General features: G+C 63.2%; 16 protein-coding genes. 6 read left to right on the forward strand and 10 right to left on the reverse strand.

Going from position 1 to position 16,514, the window contains the following annotated elements; all coding sequences use genetic code 11:
* Positions 1-29: 29 nt before the first annotated feature.
* Positions 30-1,544 (reverse strand): threonine ammonia-lyase, biosynthetic, encoded by a 1,515-nt coding sequence (gene ilvA / locus AACG97_RS26690; protein ID WP_197886608.1) that lies wholly within the window; start codon positions 1,542-1,544, stop codon positions 30-32.
* 133 nt (positions 1,545-1,677) lie between these two features.
* Here ilvA and rpiA point away from each other — a divergent pair, with 133 nt between their 5' ends.
* Entirely contained in the window at positions 1,678-2,352 is a 675-nt protein-coding gene (gene rpiA, locus AACG97_RS26695; protein ID WP_029887812.1) for a ribose-5-phosphate isomerase RpiA, read from the forward strand.
* Positions 2,353-2,784: 432 nt separating this feature from the next.
* On the opposite strand, the gene AACG97_RS26700 is transcribed toward rpiA, so the two are convergent.
* The 4 genes from AACG97_RS26700 to AACG97_RS26715 form a co-directional block, all read right to left on the reverse strand.
* The gene (locus tag AACG97_RS26700) at positions 2,785-3,687 is read right to left on the reverse strand and encodes an SdiA-regulated domain-containing protein (RefSeq protein ID WP_115295019.1); all 903 of its coding nucleotides are present in this window, start codon (positions 3,685-3,687) and stop codon (positions 2,785-2,787) included.
* A 90-nt stretch (positions 3,688-3,777) separates the two neighbouring features.
* On the reverse strand, positions 3,778-4,698 hold the full coding sequence (locus AACG97_RS26705) for an SdiA-regulated domain-containing protein (protein WP_197886402.1): 921 nt from the start codon (positions 4,696-4,698) through the stop codon (positions 3,778-3,780).
* A 210-nt stretch (positions 4,699-4,908) separates the two neighbouring features.
* Complete coding sequence (locus AACG97_RS26710) at positions 4,909-5,574, reverse strand: fumarylacetoacetate hydrolase family protein (RefSeq protein WP_009683685.1); 666 nt, start codon at positions 5,572-5,574, stop codon at positions 4,909-4,911.
* A gap of 25 nt (positions 5,575-5,599) precedes the next feature.
* Entirely contained in the window at positions 5,600-6,997 is a 1,398-nt protein-coding gene (locus AACG97_RS26715; protein ID WP_197886401.1) for an FAD-binding oxidoreductase, read from the reverse strand.
* Between the two features lie 171 nt (positions 6,998-7,168).
* On the opposite strand from AACG97_RS26715, the gene serA reads away from it, so the two are divergent.
* Positions 7,169-8,398 (forward strand): phosphoglycerate dehydrogenase, encoded by a 1,230-nt coding sequence (gene serA, locus AACG97_RS26720; RefSeq protein ID WP_009683687.1) that lies wholly within the window; start codon positions 7,169-7,171, stop codon positions 8,396-8,398.
* An 88-nt stretch (positions 8,399-8,486) separates the two neighbouring features.
* Here the strand turns inward: serA and AACG97_RS26725 are convergent, their stop codons facing one another.
* Positions 8,487-8,963 carry a DUF4399 domain-containing protein gene (locus tag AACG97_RS26725; RefSeq protein WP_197886400.1) on the reverse strand — a complete coding sequence of 159 codons (477 nt, stop codon included), beginning with the start codon at positions 8,961-8,963 and terminating at the stop codon, positions 8,487-8,489.
* A 224-nt stretch (positions 8,964-9,187) separates the two neighbouring features.
* On the opposite strand from AACG97_RS26725, the gene AACG97_RS26730 reads away from it, so the two are divergent.
* Positions 9,188-9,676 carry a transporter substrate-binding domain-containing protein gene (locus AACG97_RS26730; RefSeq protein WP_009683689.1) on the forward strand — a complete coding sequence of 163 codons (489 nt, stop codon included), beginning with the start codon at positions 9,188-9,190 and terminating at the stop codon, positions 9,674-9,676.
* A gap of 72 nt (positions 9,677-9,748) precedes the next feature.
* On the opposite strand, the gene AACG97_RS26735 is transcribed toward AACG97_RS26730, so the two are convergent.
* Positions 9,749-10,240, reverse strand: coding sequence for a DUF523 domain-containing protein (locus AACG97_RS26735; RefSeq protein WP_009683690.1), 492 nt, complete (start codon positions 10,238-10,240; stop codon positions 9,749-9,751).
* A complete protein-coding gene (locus AACG97_RS26740; protein ID WP_054913349.1) occupies positions 10,227-10,859 on the reverse strand; it encodes a 2OG-Fe(II) oxygenase in 633 nt (210 codons plus the stop codon). Before AACG97_RS26740 ends, AACG97_RS26735 begins: the two co-directional genes overlap by 14 nt.
* 113 nt (positions 10,860-10,972) lie before the next feature.
* Here AACG97_RS26740 and AACG97_RS26745 point away from each other — a divergent pair, with 113 nt between their 5' ends.
* Positions 10,973-11,725, forward strand: a complete 753-nt coding sequence (locus AACG97_RS26745) for a DUF2059 domain-containing protein (RefSeq protein ID WP_029887612.1) — start codon at positions 10,973-10,975, stop codon at positions 11,723-11,725.
* Here the strand turns inward: AACG97_RS26745 and AACG97_RS26750 are convergent, their stop codons facing one another.
* A complete protein-coding gene (locus AACG97_RS26750; protein ID WP_197886398.1) occupies positions 11,726-12,652 on the reverse strand; it encodes an alpha/beta hydrolase in 927 nt (308 codons plus the stop codon). It abuts the gene before it with no gap.
* Between the two features lie 217 nt (positions 12,653-12,869).
* Between AACG97_RS26750 and AACG97_RS26755 the strand changes: the two genes are divergently transcribed.
* Positions 12,870-13,439: a DUF6436 domain-containing protein gene (locus AACG97_RS26755; protein ID WP_047150071.1), complete on the forward strand. Its 570-nt coding sequence runs from the start codon at positions 12,870-12,872 to the stop codon at positions 13,437-13,439.
* On the opposite strand, the gene AACG97_RS26760 is transcribed toward AACG97_RS26755, so the two are convergent.
* Positions 13,418-13,984: a sugar O-acetyltransferase gene (locus AACG97_RS26760; protein WP_115295032.1), complete on the reverse strand. Its 567-nt coding sequence runs from the start codon at positions 13,982-13,984 to the stop codon at positions 13,418-13,420. The genes AACG97_RS26755 and AACG97_RS26760 overlap by 22 nt on opposite strands.
* 85 nt (positions 13,985-14,069) lie before the next feature.
* On the opposite strand from AACG97_RS26760, the gene AACG97_RS26765 reads away from it, so the two are divergent.
* Positions 14,070-16,433: a penicillin acylase family protein gene (locus AACG97_RS26765; RefSeq protein ID WP_197886397.1), complete on the forward strand. Its 2,364-nt coding sequence runs from the start codon at positions 14,070-14,072 to the stop codon at positions 16,431-16,433.
* Positions 16,434-16,514 lie beyond the last annotated feature (81 nt).

Below are 16,514 nucleotides of genomic sequence, written 5' to 3' on the forward strand. Positions count from 1 at the left end.
TGAGCAGGCCTTAGGCCCAGCTTAGCTGCTCAGCCCAGGAACAGCTTGTAAGCCGGATTCTCGGTTTCGTCCCAGTAGGGGTAACCAATCTTGGCCAGTGCCGCTGGCACCAGGTGGCGCTCGTCTTCTGGCACCTGCAGGCCCGCCACCACACGCCCGTCTGCCGCGCCGTGGTTACGGTAGTGGAACATCGAGATATTCCAGCGCCCACCCAGCTTGTCGAGGAAATTGAACAGCGCCCCCGGCCGTTCCGGGAACTCGAAGCGCAGCACCATTTCATCGCTGGCACCGGCCGAGTGGCCGCCGACCATATGACGAATGTGCAACTTGGCCAGCTCGTTGTCGGTCAGGTCCGTTACCGGGAAGCCCTGCTCGCTCAAATGCTGCACCAGGGCTGCGCGCGGGTCGATTTCCGGGTGGGTCTGCACGCCCACGAAGATATGCGCCTCGTCCGAGGTGTGCTTGCGGTAGTTGAACTCGGTGATCTGGCGTTTGCCAATCGCCTGGCAGAACGCCTTGAAGCTGCCCGGGCGTTCAGGAATGGTAACGGCGATGATCGCCTCGCGCTTTTCACCCAGTTCGGCACGCTCGGCCACATGGCGCAAGCGGTCGAAATTGACATTGGCGCCGGAGTCGATTGCCACCAGGGTCTGGCCGGTCACGCCGTACAGTTCGACATAACGCTTGATGCCCGCCACACCCAACGCGCCGGCAGGCTCGGTGATCGAGCGGGTATCGTCGTAGATATCCTTGATTGCGGCACAGATTTCATCGGTGCTGACCGTGACCACTTCATCCACATGGTGGCGGCAGATATCGAAGGTGTGCTGGCCGATCTGCGCCACCGCCACGCCGTCGGCGAACAGCCCGACCTGCGGCAGCACCACGCGCTCACCCGCGGCCATGGCCGCCTGCAGGCAGTTGGAGTCATCCGGTTCTACACCAATGACCTTGATTTCCGGGCGCAGGTACTTCACGTAGGCGGCAATACCGGCGATCAGGCCACCGCCGCCCACCGGCACGAAGATCGCGTCCAGCTGGCCAGGGTGCTGGCGCAGGATTTCCATGGCCACGGTGCCCTGCCCGGCGATGGTGTGCGGGTCATCGTAAGGGTGGACATAGACCAGGCCCTTTTCATCGACCAGCTTCAGCGAATAAGCCAGCGCCTCGGGGAACGAGTCGCCATGCAGCACCACCTTGCCGCCACGCGAGCGCACGCCTTCGACCTTGATCTCCGGGGTGGTCTTGGGCATCACGATGGTGGCCTTGATGCCCATTTCGCGCGCGGCCAGGGCCAGGCCCTGGGCGTGGTTGCCGGCCGAGGCAGTGACCACGCCGCGCGCCAGTTCTTCCGGGGTCAGCTGGGCCAGCTTGTTGTACGCCCCGCGGATCTTGAACGAGAACACCGGCTGCAGGTCTTCGCGCTTGAGCAGAATCTGGTTGCCCAGGCGCTTGCTCAGTTGCCCGGCGCTCTGCAACGGGGTTTCGACGGCAACGTCATAGACGCGCGAGGTGAGGATCTTCTTGACGTACTGTTCGAGCATCGGGAAAGCATCACTGGGCCGCGGGACAAGGGCTGGAAGTCTACCCCAGCGCTACGTCGGGCGACCACAGCAAAGCCGTGCGAGCCGTTATACTAGGCAACTTTGAAACCGCCCTGCCCCTTCCGGAGCCCGCATGACCCAGGACCAACTCAAACAGGCCGTCGCCCAGGCCGCTGTCGACTTCATTCTGCCCAAGCTGGATGACAAGAGCGTCGTCGGCGTCGGTACCGGTTCGACCGCCAACTTCTTCATCGATGCCCTGGCTCAGCACAAGACCGCCTTCGACGGTGCCGTCGCCAGCTCCGAGGCCACGGCCCAGCGCCTGAAGGGGCATGGTATTGCGGTGTACGAACTGAACAGCGTCAGCGAGCTGGAGTTCTACGTGGACGGCGCCGATGAAAGCGACGCACACCTGAACCTGATCAAGGGCGGCGGCGCAGCCCTGACCCGTGAGAAGATCGTTGCAGCAGTGGCCAAGACCTTCATCTGCATCGCCGATGCCAGCAAGCTGGTGCCGGTGCTGGGCGCGTTCCCACTGCCGGTCGAGGTGATCCCGATGGCCCGCAGCCACGTGGCCCGCCAACTGGTCAAGCTGGGCGGCGACCCGGTGTACCGCGAGGGTGTGGTGACCGACAACGGCAATGTGATCCTCGATGTGTACAACCTGCAGATCACCAACCCGGTGGAGCTGGAAGCACAGATCAACGCCATTGTTGGCGTGGTGACCAACGGCCTGTTCGCGGCGCGGCCGGCGGACCTGCTGTTGCTGGGTACTGCCGAAGGTGTGAAGACCCTGACGGCCAATTAAACCGCTTCGCGGGTAAACCCGCTCCTACAGCGATCGCCACTGGCCTGGAGCTGGCGAGCTATCTGTGGGAGATTCTATGGTTCCTGGCAAGGGTAGCCGCTGCATCTTCAGTGCCTGTGAGATTGAGCGCCGCCCGCGCGGCGCATCGCGAGCTGCGCTCGCTCCTACGTTTGTTTCGGGCCAGTAACCCCTGTGCCAGATGCGCGCGGCCGCCTTGTTCGTACGACGCGATTTTGAGGCATGCGCCAAGGCGTTCGCGCGCAAATCCCACAGGAATAATTGGCCCGAAACAAACGTAGGAGCGAGCGCAGCTCGCGATGCGCCGCGCGGGCGGCGCTCGCTCTAACAGGCGCTGCATACCTTGTGGCAAACACCTGCCAGCCCTGATGCGATCCCCGTGCGGGTTTACCCGCGAAGGGCCCTGACAGACGATCAGTCAGCCGGCTGCTTGAACATATAGAACAGGTTCGGCTCACTGACCAGATAAAGGGTTCCCGCCTCGTCCATCGCAATCCCCTCCGCCTGCGGTACGGTCGCCTGCAAGCCCTGGTAGCCCTTGCGCAGCGACAGGGTACTCAGCGGCCTGCCCTCGATATCCAGCTCCAGCAACAGCCGCGACTCGTCGGACAATGCCAGCAGGTGCCCACTGCGCTCATCGAACTGCAAGCTCGACAAGTCCCGCACGAACAACCGTGAATCGCGCTTGCGGTCCTGTACTACATGCACGGCATAGGGCCTTTCCGGGTTGTCATGCGGGAAGCCATGGACCTCGTAGATCAGCATCGGGTCGCGTTCCTTGGCCACGAACAGGCGCTTGCCCGCTGAGTCGTAGGCCAGGCCTTCGAAGCCTTTGTTGCCGTTCAGGCCAATGCCCAGGCTGAGCTGCTCGGCATCGCCGGCATCGAGGAACAACGTGTCGTCGTCCAGGCGCACCCGGATCAGCCGTTGCTGACGCTCGTCGGAAATCACATAGCTGTTTGGCCCGACATACTCCACGGCCTCCGGGTCGCCGAAGCCCGTCAGCGGCACGCGGCGCAGGATGCGCCCGTCCAGCGACAGCTCGATCAACTCCGAACGGGCGTTGGTGACGGTAAACAGGGTCTTGCGGTCAGGGTCGTAGGTCAGCGCCGATATATCGTCGTTCAACCCTTCGATAGGCTGCGCTTCCAGCACCACCCGGTAGCGCTCCAGGCCCATGCTCTGCTCGGCGGGCTGCCACCAGGTCTTGAGGTTGAACCAGGCGCGCTCGTAAAGGCGGAACTCATGCCCGGCCCAGCCGAGCAGGCACAGGCAGACAACGGCTATTACAAGGGATAGACGAACAAAACCACGCATACGGGCAGACTCGGCACAAGGATGGCGAATCTAACCATGAATGACTGAAATAAAGCTTAATGCCAGCATCCGAAAAAGCGGATTGTTGGCTCAGGGTTTTCTGAAGCGATAGAACAATGCCGGTTCACTGACCATGTACAGGTTGCCCTGGTCGTCCATCGCCACCCCCTCGGCCCGCGGGATGGTGCCCTGCAGGCCATTGAACCCGCCGAGCAAAGTCATGAAGCTGACCTGCTGCCCCTGCTGGTCCAGCTCCAGCAGCATGTTGGAGTCGGCCGACAATACCAACAGGTGGCCTGTACGCGGGTCGACACCCAGCGCCGAGAGGTTGCGCAAGTCGAGCTGATCGCTTGGCAGCGGCTGCTTGTCGCCCTTGAGCTGGCTGCGGCCATCGGTGTTCCAGGTGTACAGCTTGGGCGGGCGCTCCTCGCCGATGACCAGGCGCTGGTGCAGCGGGTCCCAGGCGACAGCCTCGAAGCCTTTGTTGCTTTTCACCGACTGCCCCAGGTCATAGCTTTTGAAGTCGGCGTGGTTGAGCACCGCCGTGTGCCCGTCCACCTTGACCAGGGTCAGGTCATGCAGGCGCTCGTCGGTGATGGCCAGGTAACCGTCTTCCAGCACGGCAACGCCTTCCGGGTTGTTCCAGCCGTTGAGCGGGATCTTGCGCAGCACATCGCCGTCCAGGCTCAGTTCGACCAGGAACGGGTTCTTGCCCATGACCGCGAACAGCGTCCGGGTCTGCGGGTTGAACGCCACGTCCGACGCTTCGTCATCGTCCATGCCCGGCAGCGGCTTGGCATCGATGTCTACCTGGTAATCCGGCAGCCATACGCTTTCGCTGCGCTCGGCCCGGCTTTCGAAGCCTTCCTTCAGCCACAGCGCACCACGGTCATCCCAGTGCATCGCCATGGCCACGCCGTAGCCAATCACCGCCGCCACCGCCAGGCCAAAGGGCCAGCGCAGGTAGAAACGACGCTTGGGGGTTGCCGGGGCGTTGGGGTGGGATGGCATGCAGGGGTCCTGGAGCAGTGGGCGTAGATGCGCGCATTATCCGCATTGGGTGTGAAAAAAACGCCAAATCCTGCCTGGACGCGCATTCTTTGTGGGAGCGGCCTTGTGTCGCGAAAGGGGTACCAAGCGCCCCCGGGATTCATGCGTCAAGCACCTATTGCCGGGGCCGCTCTGCGGCCCTTTCGCGACGCAAGGCCGCTCCCACAGGGCTCAGAGCACCCGGCTTTCGAAGCGGCTGACACCCGGCAGCTCCAGCACCAGCTCGTCACCGACATTGAACGGCCCCACGCCCGCCGGGGTGCCGGTGAGGATCACATCCCCCGCCAGCAGCGAAAAATGCGCGGCCATGTGCTGAATCATCGGCACGATCGGGTTGAGCATCATTGCGCTGTTGCCGTCCTGGCGTACTTCGCCGTTCACCGTCAGCCGTACCGGGATGTCGGTCACGTCCGGGAAGCTGGCAGCCGAGACGAACGGCGGCAGTACGCAGGCACCGTCGAAGCTCTTGGCCAGCTCCCATGGCAGGCCTTTTTCCTTCAGTTTGGCCTGCACGTCGCGCAGGGTCAGGTCCAGGGCCGGGGCGTAGCCGGATATGGCGTCCAGCACCTCTTCCTCGCTGGGGTGCGTGGACAGTGACTTGCCCAGCAACACGGCGATTTCTGCCTCGTAATGCACCGAACCGCGCTCGGTCGGGATCTTGAAGCCGCCTTGCGCGGCGACCACGCAACTGCCGGGCTTGATGAACAGCAGCGGTTCGCTGGGGATCGGGTTGTCCAGTTCCTTGGCGTGTTCGGCATAGTTACGGCCAATGCACACCACCTTGCCCAATGGGAAGTGGATGCGCGTGCCGTCTACATACTGGTGCTGGTAACTCATGGCCGACTCCTTTGCATGCTGCTTTTTATTCAGGAGCGAAGATCTTACCCGGATTCATGATGCCGTTAGGGTCAAACACGGCCTTAATCGCCTTCATGCAGGCAATTTCTTCGGCCGAGCGGCTGTAGCCCAGGTAGTCGCGCTTGGTCATGCCTACGCCGTGCTCGGCAGAGATCGAGCCGTTGTAGCGTTCGACGATCTCGAACACCCACTTGTTGACCTTGGCGCACGAGGCAAAGAACGCGTCTTTGTCCATGTGCTCAGGCTTGAGGATGTTCAGGTGCAGGTTGCCATCGCCGATATGGCCGTACCACACCACTTCGTAATCCGGGTAATGCTCGGCCACGATGGCATCGATATCGCGCAGAAACGCCGGTACTTTCGAGACCGTGACTGAAATATCGTTCTTGTACGGGGTCCAGTGCGAGATGGTTTCCGACAGGTACTCACGCAGCTTCCACAGGTTTTTCAGCTGGGTTTCGCTCTGGCTCATCACCCCGTCCAGTACCCAGCCCTGCTCGACGCAATGCTCGAAGGTGGCCAGTGCCTGGTTGGCGACTGCCTCGGTGCTGGCCTCGAACTCCAGCAGCGCATAAAAGGGGCAGTCGGTGGCGAATGGCGCCGGCACATCACCACGCGCAAGGATCCTGGCCAGGCCCTTGTCCGAGAAAAATTCGAAGGCCGTGAGGTCGAGCCCGCCCTGGAAGGCGTGCAGCACCGGCATGATCGAGTCGAAGTCCGGCGTGCCCAGCACCATGGCGGTGAGGTTGCGCGGGGCGCGGTCCAGGCGCATGGTGGCCTCCACCACGAAACCCAGCGTGCCTTCGGCGCCAATGAACAGCTGGCGCAGGTCATAACCGGTGGCGTTCTTGATCAGGTCCTTGTTCAGCTGCAGCATCTCGCCCTTGCCCGTCACCACCTTCAGCCCGGCCACCCAGTTGCGGGTCATGCCGTAGCGGATCACCTTGATGCCGCCGGCATTGGTGCCGATGTTGCCGCCTATCTGGCTGGAACCGCTGGAAGCGAAGTCTACCGGGTAATACAGGCCCTGCGCTTCGGCGTAGCTTTGCAACTGGCGGGTGACCACCCCGGGCTGGCAAACCACCGTGCGGTCGAAGGCATTGAAGTCGAGAATCCGGTTCATGTTGTCGAAGGCCACCACGACTTCGCCATTGGCCGCAACGGCCCCCGCGGAGAGCCCGGTGCGCCCACCCGACGGCACCAGCGCCACCCTGTGCGCATTGGCCCAGCGGACAATGGCCTGCACCTGCTCGATGGTCTTGGGCAGCACGATGGCGCTGGGCGCCGGTGCATAGTGCTTGGTCCAGTCCTTGCCATAGGCGTCGAGGGATGCCGGGTCGGTCAGGACCTTGCCAGGGTCGACAAGGGTCATCAGTTCTTCAATTGCAGCGGGGTGGGTCATCGCTGGAACTCTCGACTTATTCATAGTCACCCTGAGCACTCTTCACCTGTCGGGATAAGCTCAGATTGTGTCGCGTATGCTAGCATAGCGCTCCCGCTGTTCATGCTAAGGCCGCCCTCGCGGCTGGCATCACCCCTCGCCATTTTTTCTCCGGGATACAGGTTTACGCAGATGAGCAAGACTTCTCTCGACAAGAGCAAGATCCGGTTCCTTCTTCTTGAAGGTGTGCACCAGAACGCGGTCGATACCCTCAAGGCCGCCGGCTACACCAACATCGAATACCTCACTGGTTCGTTGCCGGAAGCCGAGCTGAAGGAAAAGATCGCCGATGCCCACTTCATTGGCATCCGTTCGCGCACCCAGCTCACCGAAGAGATCTTCGACTGCGCCAAGAAACTGGTCGCCGTTGGCTGCTTCTGCATCGGCACCAACCAGGTAGACCTGGAAGCTGCCCGCGAGCGCGGTATCGCCGTGTTCAACGCGCCCTACTCCAACACCCGCTCGGTCGCCGAGCTGGTACTGGCCGAAGCGATCCTGCTGCTGCGTGGCATCCCAGAGAAAAACGCCTCCTGCCACCGTGGCGGCTGGATCAAGAGCGCAGCCAACTCGTTCGAGATTCGCGGCAAGAAACTCGGCATCGTCGGCTACGGCTCGATCGGTACCCAGCTGTCGGTCCTGGCCGAAAACCTGGGCATGCAGGTCTACTTCTACGACCCGCTGACCAAGCTGCCACTGGGCAACGCCGTACAGGTCACCAGCCTGCACGAACTGCTGGGCCTGGCCGACATCGTCTCGCTGCACGTGCCTGAGCTGCCCTCCACCCAGTGGATGATCGGCGAGAAGGAAATCCGCTCGATGAAGAAGGGCGCGATCCTGATCAACGCCGCCCGTGGCACCGTGGTCGAGCTGGACCACCTGGCCGCCGCCATCAAGGACAAGCACCTGATCGGCGCTGCCATCGACGTGTTCCCGGTCGAGCCACGCTCCAACGACGAAGAGTTCGAGAGCCCGCTGCGCGGCCTGGACAACGTGATCCTCACCCCGCACATCGGTGGTTCCACTGCCGAAGCCCAGGCCAACATCGGCCTGGAAGTGGCCGAGAAGCTGGTCAAGTACAGCGATAACGGTACTTCGGTGTCTTCGGTCAACTTCCCTGAGGTGGCACTGCCAGCGCACCCAGGCAAGCACCGCCTGCTGCACATTCACGAAAACATCCCGGGCGTACTCAGCGAGATCAACAAGGTATTCGCCGAGAACGGTATCAACATCTCCGGTCAGTTCCTGCAGACCAACGAGAAAGTCGGTTACGTGGTAATCGACGTAGACGCCGAGTACTCCGACCTGGCGCAAGAAAAACTCCAACAGGTCAAAGGCACCATCCGTTCCCGCGTACTGTTCTGAGTTTGCTTGCTGCATGAAAAAGGGAGGCCCTGGTGGCCTCCCTTTTTTTTGCCGGTGGGAGCGGGCGAGCCCGCGAAAAAACCAACACTTATTTCACGTCGACAGTAATCTTCTGCGACTCGACGCTCGGCTTGAACGGCACGTGATACTGGTCACCCAGCACCAGTTGCAGGGTGTGCTTGCCCGGGGTCAGGGTAATGCTGGTTTCGGTCTGTGCCTTGCCGAAATGCAGCACCTGCGGCCCGGCTGGCAGTGGGGTGCCGGCCTCTGGCATCAGGCTGGTCGGCAGCGGCATGTCGGCGACGGGCTCTTTGTCCACATCCACCAGCAAGTGGTGGTGGCCGGTGTGCGGGGTCTGGTCACCGGCAGGCTTCAGGCCCATGCCTTCAATGCCGAACTTGACGGTAAAGGTCTTGTCGACGGTGGCACCATCGGTGGGGGAAACGATGAAGACCTTGGCATCCTTGGGCGGCTCCTGGCTCTTCAGGGCGTCTGCGGCACTGGCCAACACCGACGCTCCCATCAGCAAACCGGCAACGGCAGCACGCGAAAATAGGCTGTTCATTCACTTCTCCTGTGATTCACTCATTGACCGCAGCTTGCCATCCAACAGCGGCGGTAGTTCACCTTAGTTGAAATATGCGCCAAGGTGTTCACGTTGCCTGACAGAAAAATTTGAGTCAGGGTTAAACATTGCCGAGGCGCCAAGGTCTTAGGCTGCGTTCGATCATGGCGAGGAATAAAGCCATGACGAAAGTTACTCACCTGTAAAAGAAAAAGGGGCCTTCAATGCGTTCGACCATAGGGGTACTGCTGGCAGTACTGATCAGTCCATTGGCCCAGGCGGAGCTTATCGACGAAATCGCCGACCGGGGCGAACTGCGCATTGCCGTACAAGCCGACAACCCGCCTTATGCGTTCAAGCAAGACGAGCGGCTGAGCGGTTTCGATGTGGAGTTTGGCCAGGACCTGGCCCGCGAACTCGACCTGCGTGCCGAATTTGTCGAGGCGCCTGCGGACGAGGTACTGCCAGGTGTGGAAAGCGGCAAGTATGATGTCGCGCTGACCCCAGCGAGCGAAGCACTCAAGAGTGACGGCCCGCTTGACGCGAGCCTGCCGTTTGGCGAGAAGAAGCTGGTGATCCCGTTCCAGAAGGACAACCCGGCGTTTGAAAGTGCCGTTAACAATGCGCTGCAGCGGTTGAAGGACAGTGGCCGCACGGCCGAGCTCGAACAGAAGTGGTTCAAGGGTGTGCAGGAGACTGCGGCCGGGCAATGAGGTTTGTGCGGTTTGTGCCGCCCTCATCGCCGGCAAGCCGGCTCCCACACTCACTCCACAGCCGGCGCAGGGCTACCCCAAGGCCCGCTGCGCCTGGTCCAGCTCCAGCTCACTGAACACCTGCACCCCCGCCCGCCGCAGCAGCGCCGCTGTGACCCCTTCCCCGGCCACCTTCACGCCACTGAACGTGCCGTCATAGGTCAAGCGGTTGCCACATGAAGGGCTGCCCGACTTCAATACCGCCACACCAATGCCATGCCGCCGCACCAGTACGAGCGCCAACTGCGCGCCGGCCAGGAACTGCGCACTGACATCTTCGCCCATGACAGTGATCACCTGTGTGCTGCCGTCGAGCACCTGCCCACCTTGCCCGCCTGGTATCTCCGCGGGTGGCCGAGGGGTCGGCAACCCGCCGGCGACTTCCGGGCACAACGGCACCACGCGGCCTTCGGCCTGCCACTGCTGCAACAAGTGCGGGTGGCCGCTGGTGCGACCGTCATAGCGCACCGGCTGCCCCAGCAGGCAAGCGCTGACCAGCACCCTGGGCAAATCAGAACGGGTCATTGCCACGCCGCCGGAACCAGCCCGTCAACGACAAGCGCTCGCGCCCGGCGGGCAGCACTTCGTGAGGCACCTCACCCGACAGGAACACCACCAGGCAACCTGCCAGCGGCTCGACCAGGGGCTCGGCACCGTCGGCCAGGAACATGCGCAGCTGCCCGCCATCCTGCGGCTGCCAGTCTTCGTTCAGGTAAAACACTGCGGAAACCATGCGCCGATCATCGTCACGAAAGCGGTCCAGATGCCGGCGATAGAATGCCCCGGGTGGGTACAGGGCAAAATGGCACTCGAAATCCTGCAGGCCGAGAAACAGGCCCTGGTTGATGGCCAGCCGTAACTGGTCCATGGCCGCCAGGTACTGGTCGCAAGCCTCGGCCTGGCCAGGGTCGATCCACTGGATCTGGTCGCCGCGAATGGTTTCGCGTACTTCCTGGGCATCACCGCGCCCCACCCCGGCCGGGTTGAGTTCACCTTCGGCATAACGGCGCCGGCACTCGACCGCCAACGCGCGCGCAAGGTCGACAGGCAGAAACAGCGCCTGTTGGGACCAGCCATGGGTGGCCAGATCGTCAACGACGGCCGCGAGCATCGGGTTTTCGGGGGAAGTATGCATGGCGCGCATCATATCCATTCGCCCTGGCGGCGCACAGCGCCACTTGGCCGAGAAACACGCACATATCTCGACAAACCGGCGCCGGGCCAAGGACAATGGTCGCCTGCCGACAGGAGTCCTGAATGCGCCGTCTGTTTTCCCTGATTCTGCTGATGATCTGCACCACGCCTGTCTGGGCAGATAACCTGGATCAACTGTACAAGGCTGCCGGCTGGCCCGACCAGCGCGCCCACTTCAACGATGCCCTCACCGCCGCCCAGGCGCGCTACCGCAACAGTTTACCGCCCGCCGTGTACCAGGCGCTGGTCGACAACAGCAACCAGCGCTTCCAGGCCCAGGCGGTAGACCGTCGTGCCCAGGCAAAGCTGCGCGCCAGCCTGGCCAACCCGGCACCGGCCCTGGCGTTCTTCCAGTCGCCGCTGGGGCGCAAGGTGGTAGCCGCCGAGCTCAAGGCCACGCGCAAGGATGAACTGGCCAGAAACGCCAAGGGCTTGCCGAAAATGCAGGCCAGCGATGACCGCCTGCTGATCATTGGCCACCTGGCTCAGGCCTTGCCAGCACGCGAAGCTGGCGCTGAAGTCAGCCTGGCCATCGCCGGCGTGGCGGCCGACAGCCTCAGCTCGATGATCCCCGGCCTGTTCGGCGGCGGCCAGGCGCAAGGCCTGCTCGACGGTCAGCGCCAGCGACTCATGGGGCAAATTGGCGAAGACCTCAACAATACGTTGCTGTACGTGTACCGCGACCTGTCCGACGCCGAGCTGGAAGAGTTCGCCACCTTTGCCGAGTCGCCCGACGGCAAGGCCTACTACCAGGCGGCACTGGCCGCGGTGCGTGCCGGCCTGGCGGTGGGCCAGAGCAGCAACGAGCTGAGGTGATCAGCCCAGGCGCTGGTCGATGAAATCGAAGTAGCGCTGGCGAATGCCTGGCAGCTCGTTGGCCAGGTGGTGACGCGCGTCGGGCAGCATCAGGATCTGCGGCTCAGCGAACTTGGCCTTCAGCACCTCCAGGTTGTATGGCCAATCCACCGTGCCGTCGGCCTCTCCCTGTACGATCAATGGCCGCCGTGTACTTTTGGGCGCAGCCTCGATGCGTTTGACCCAGGCGATCAGGGCACCCACCCAGGCAGTGGGCAGCCGGCGCGGTTGCAGGGGGTCGGCCTGGAGAAACGGCAGGAAGGCAGGGTCGTTGGTATTCTCACTGAAGCGCCGCTCGATACCATTGACGAAATGGCGCAGCACGCGATAGCTGAACTTGGACCAACGCCAGGCACATGGCCGCACCAGTGGCGCCAGCAGAATGACCTGGCCATCCACAGGGCTATGGGCACCTTGGTGCAGCAAATGGTCCACCGCGATCGCCCCACCCGTGCTCTGCCCGCACAAATGCCATGGCTGCGGCAGCTGCAACGCACGCGCCTGTTCGAACAGCGCCTGCAGCACCTGCTGGTACACCGCGAAGTCGCTGATGCTCGCCCGCTCGCCGCTGGACAGCCCATGGCCGGGCAGGTCGCAGCTGATGACCGCGAAACCTTGCCCGAGCGCCCACTCGATCACATGCCGATAGAGGCCCATGTGGTCGTAATAGCCATGCAGCAGGAACAGCGTCGCGCTTGGCTGCTCGGGTAGCCAAGCCTGCCCGACCAACTCGAACCCCGCGGCCTGGAAACCGCCCAGCCAGCTGTGGGCCGACAGGTTCAGGCCATAGAAACGCTGGTAATCCTGCGCTTGAGTCGACAGCGGATGGCGCGCGGTGAACGGCGCCAGGCTGGCACGCAGGCGGTCGGGCTGAAAGTCAGGGGGCATCGGGTACATCCACAGTGAAGCAAGTATTGATCTGGGATATTCAGCTCTGGCCGGCATCGTGGCAAGCTTCGGCCATGCATTACCTCTACTGGCCCTATCGCCGGCAAGCCAGCTCCCACAGGGATATCACCAGGCCTCAGGCCGTTGACAACCTGTGAGGGCTGCTTTGCGGGCGACAGGGCCAGTGAACCCACCACAAAAATACCAGCAGATATCCATGCAAACCCGCCTCGCCAAACCTGCCCTGATGAGCCTCGCACTGCTGCTCTGCGCCGCCACCCTTTGGCAGGTCTACACCACCTTCCAGGCCCGCTACCTGCGCCCGTTCGACAACCAGGCCACGCTGTTCGACGGCAGCCAGTTGCAGCTCCCCGCCGAGCTGGCCGGCCCGGGCCCGATCCGCGTGGTGCACTTCTGGGACCCGGCCTGCCCGTGCAACGTCGGCAACCAGCAACACCTAGGCGACCTGGTCAGCCAGTTCGCCGAACAGGGCGTGGCCTTCCACGTGCTGCAAAAGCCCGGCAGCCATGGCCAATTGCCGGCCAACCTTGCCGGGCTGCTACCGCTGGGCAGCCTGCCCGGTAGCGAACACCTGCCCGCCACGCCGGGCGTGGCCATCTGGGATCGGCGAGGTCGCCTGGCCTATTTCGGCCCCTACAGCGAAGGCGCTGTCTGCAATGCCAGCAACAGCTTCATCGAACCTATTCTCAAGGCACTGCTCGACGGCCGCCAGGTCAGTGCCTCCAATACCCTGGCGGTTGGCTGCTATTGCCCTTGGGCAGGCTGACGCACCCGTGCAGGGTTACCCACCACCGTGGCACCGGCCGGCACATCCCGGGTCACCACGCTACCGGCTCCGACCACCGCGTTATCGCCAATGGTCACACCCGGCAGAATGATCGCCGCACCGCCGATCCACACATTGTTGCCAATGGTCACGGGGCGCCCGCTTTCCAGCCCGCTGCGCCGCACGTCGGGGTCCAGCGGGTGGTCGGCGGCGTAGATCTGCACATTGGGGCCGATCTGGCAGTCATCGCCGATAGACACCGGCACCACGTCGAGCATCACGCAGTTGAAATTGATGAAGGTGTTGCGGCCGACGCGGATGTTGTAGCCATAGTCGCAGTAGAAGGGTGGGCGGATCACGGTGCCCTCGCCCACATGGCAAAAATGCTCGCGCAGCAAGCCATGACGGGCGTCGTTAAGCAGTTCCACGCTGTTATTGTAGCGGTGCATCCAGTGCTTGCTGGCGATCTGCTCGGCCTGCAATTCAGGGCAGCCAGCGTGGTAGAGCTGGCCGGTAAGCATCTTCTGTTTTTCGCTGAGTGCCATGGAAACTCCTTCCTGGGGCAGTGCTCGTTCGCGCATCCACCCAAGGTCGGACCCTTTTTTTTCGTAGATTGCTCAAGGAGTCTGCATGAAGCGCAGCCTGACCCTACTGGCCGTGGTTGTTGCCGTGGCCGCTGGCGCTGGTTACTGGTATGCACAGGGCAAGCTGCCACAGCGTGAAGGCGAAGTGGCGATGGCCGGCCTGCAGGCGCCGGTCAGCGTGCGCTACGACAGACGCGGGGTGCCACACCTGCAAGCGCAGAACGAGGCGGACCTGTACCGTGCGCTGGGCTATGTGCATGCCCAGGACCGGCTGTTTCAAATGGAGATCATGCGCCGCCTGGCACGTGGCGAACTGGCCGAGGTGCTGGGCGACAAGCTGCTGCCCACCGACACGCTGTTCCGCAGCCTGCGCATACGCGAGCAAGCCGCCCTGATGGCCAGGCGCCAGGACCCGCAATCGCCGGCCGCCCTGGCTTTGCAAGCCTACCTCGACGGGGTCAACCGCTGGCAGGCCAGCCACCCCAAGCCGGTGGAGTTCGACCTCCTCGGTATCACCCCACGCCCGTTCACCGCCGAAGACACCCTGAGTATCGCCGGCTACCTGGCGTACAGTTTTGCCGCAGCGTTTCGCACCGAACCGGCGCTGACCTACATCCGCGACCAGTTGGGCCCTGACTACCTGAACATTTTTGACCTGGGCTGGCAGCCCGAGGGGGCCCTGGGCAAACCGCTGGCGGCGGCCGACTGGCGCAGCCTCGAAGGCCTGGCCCGGCTCAGCCACGAAGCACTGGGCGATGCCGGCATTCCGCAGTTCGAGGGCAGCAATGCCTGGGCCGTCGCCGGTAGCCGCACACGCAGTGGCAGGCCGTTGCTGGCAGGCGACCCGCACATCAGTTTTGCAGTACCGGCGGTGTGGTACGAGGCCGAACTGTCGGCACCCGGCTTCAACCTGTACGGCTACTTCCAGGCGCTCAACCCGTTCGCCCTGCTCGGCCACAACCGCGACTTCGGCTGGAGCCTGACCATGTTCCAGAACGATGATGTCGACCTGATCGCCGAACGCACCAACCCGGCCGACAGCAACCAGGTCATGGTCGATGGCCGGTGGCACACGCTGGAAACCACCCAGCAGCAGATTGCGGTAAAGGGTGAAGCGCCAGTTACCCTCAACCTGCGTCGCTCGCCCCATGGCCCCATCGTCAACGATGTACTGGGCAATATCGCCGGCACCACGCCAGTAGCCCTGTGGTGGGCGTTTCTCGAAACCGAAAACCCGATCCTCGAGGGTTTCTACCAGCTCAACCGCGCCGACTCCCTGGGCAAGATGCGCGAAGCCACAGCCAAGGTCCATGCGCCGGGGCTGAACTTCGTCTGGGCCAACGCCCGCGGTGATATCGGCTGGTGGGCGGCAGCGAAGTTGCCGATACGCCCAGCCGGCGTCGACCCGGCGTTCATCCTCGACGGCGCCAGCAGCCAGGCCGACAAGCTCGGTTTCTACCCCTTCAGCGCCAACCCGCAGCAGGAGAACCCGGCCCGCGGCTATATTGTCTCGGCCAATTACCAGCCACCGGCGGCGGTGCCGATACCGGGGTACTACAACCTGCCCGATCGTGGCCGCCAGCTCGATCGCCAGCTGGCCAACCCTGAGGTGAAGTGGGACACCCAGAACAGCCAGGCGCTACAGCTGGACACCACCAGCGGCTATGGCCCGCGCACGCTGGCCCCGCTGCTGGCGACCCTGCGCGCCATAGCCGAAGGTGATGAGGAAAAGGAACTGGTGGAACAACTGGCCGCCTGGGCGGGCGATTACCCGCTGGACTCGACCAGCGCCACCCTGTTCAACCAGTTCCTTTACGAGCTGGCCTACTCGGCCCTGCATGATGAACTGGGCGATACCTGGTTCCCGGTACTGATCAGTACCCGCGCCATCGACGCGGCCTTGCCACGGCTGGCGGCGGATGCCGATTCGCCCTGGTGGAATACCCGGGGTGGCAGCCAGCGCACCGACCGGACCCAAGTGGTGCGTACGGCATGGCACAACAGCCTGAAGCACCTGCGCGACACCCTGGGCGACGACCCGGCGCGCTGGCAGTGGGGCAAGGCCCATACCTTGACCCACAACCACCCCCTGGGGGTGAAAAAGCCGCTGAACCTGCTGTTCAACGTTGGGCCATTCGCCGCCCCCGGTACACATGAAGTACCGAACAACCTGTCGGCGAAAATCGGCCCGGCGCCATGGCCGGTCACCTACGGCCCCTCGACGCGGCGGCTGATCGACTTTGCCGATGCCGGGCAGGCGCTGACCAGCAACCCGGTCGGGCAGAGTGGCGTGACCTTCGACCGGCATTACGCAGACCAGGCCGAGGGGTATGTGCAAGGGCAGTATCAGAAGGCGCAGATGGGGGTGATTCCGGCGCAGAGCACGCTCAGGCTGGTGCCGGCGCAGTGATTGCTCTGGTTGGTATGTCGCTTTGAGATTGCCGGGGCTGCTTTGCAGCCCATCGCGACACAAGGCCGCTCTTACAAGATG

The organism is Pseudomonas sp. Nvir (genome assembly GCF_963778085.1).
Classification (GTDB): Bacteria; Pseudomonadota; Gammaproteobacteria; order Pseudomonadales; family Pseudomonadaceae; genus Aquipseudomonas; species Aquipseudomonas juntendi.